A 1,275-nucleotide genomic window follows, 5' to 3' on the forward strand; every position below is an offset into this window, starting at 1 on the left:
TCTCTGCGGCCACCCCCAGCTCGAGCAGCAAGTGCTCTCACCAGTGATGGCCCCCCTTCTCCCGAAGTTACGGGGGCATTTTGCCGAGTTCCTTAACCATAGTTCACCCGAACGCCTCGGTATTCTCTACCTGACCACCTGAGTCGGTTTAGGGTACGGGCCGCCATGAAACTCGCTAGAGGCTTTTCTCGACAGCATAGGATCATCCACTTCACCACAATCGGCTCGGCATCAGGTCTCAGCCTCAATGTGTGACGGATTTGCCTATCACACGGCCTACACCCTTACCCCGGGACAACCACCGCCCGGGCTGGACTACCTTCCTGCGTCACCCCATCGCTTACCTACTACAGGTCTGGTCCGTCGGCTCCACCACTCCCCTACACTCCGAAGAGCTCAGGGCGGCTTCACGGACTTAGCATCGCCTGGTTCGATACTGGGCGTTTCAAAGCGGGTACCGGAATATCAACCGGTTGTCCATCGACTACGCCTGTCGGCCTCGCCTTAGGTCCCGACTTACCCTGGGCAGATCAGCTTGACCCAGGAACCCTTAGTCAATCGGCGCACACGTTTCTCACGTGTGTATCGCTACTCATGCCTGCATTCTCACTCGTGAACCGTCCACAACTCGCTTCCGCGGCTGCTTCACCCGGCACACGACGCTCCCCTACCCATCACAGCGGGCGTTGGCCCTCATGCTGCAATGACACGACTTCGGCGGTACGCTTGAGCCCCGCTACATTGTCGGCGCGGAATCACTTGACCAGTGAGCTATTACGCACTCTTTCAAGGGTGGCTGCTTCTAAGCCAACCTCCTGGTTGTCTCTGCGACTCCACATCCTTTCCCACTTAGCGTACGCTTAGGGGCCTTAGTCGATGCTCTGGGCTGTTTCCCTCTCGACCATGGAGCTTATCCCCCACAGTCTCACTGCCGCGCTCTCACTTACCGGCATTCGGAGTTTGGCTAAGGTCAGTAACCCGGTAGGGCCCATCGCCTATCCAGTGCTCTACCTCCGGCAAGAAACACACGACGCTGCACCTAAATGCATTTCGGGGAGAACCAGCTATCACGGAGTTTGATTGGCCTTTCACCCCTAACCACAGGTCATCCCCCAGGTTTTCAACCCTGGTGGGTTCGGTCCTCCACGAAGTCTTACCTCCGCTTCAACCTGCCCATGGCTAGATCACTCCGCTTCGGGTCTTGAGCGCGCTACTAAATCGCCCTGTTCGGACTCGCTTTCGCTACGGCTTCCCCACACGGGTTAACCTCGCAAC

General features: G+C 57.8%; 1 rRNA gene. It reads right to left on the reverse strand.

Annotated elements, in window-relative coordinates:
- Positions 1-1,275: ribosomal RNA gene (locus ABD347_RS30565) — 23S ribosomal RNA — on the reverse strand; the annotation flags it as partial.

The sequence above is a fragment of the Streptomyces gobitricini genome (assembly GCF_039532985.1).
Lineage (GTDB): Bacteria > Actinomycetota > Actinomycetes > Streptomycetales > Streptomycetaceae > Streptomyces > Streptomyces gobitricini.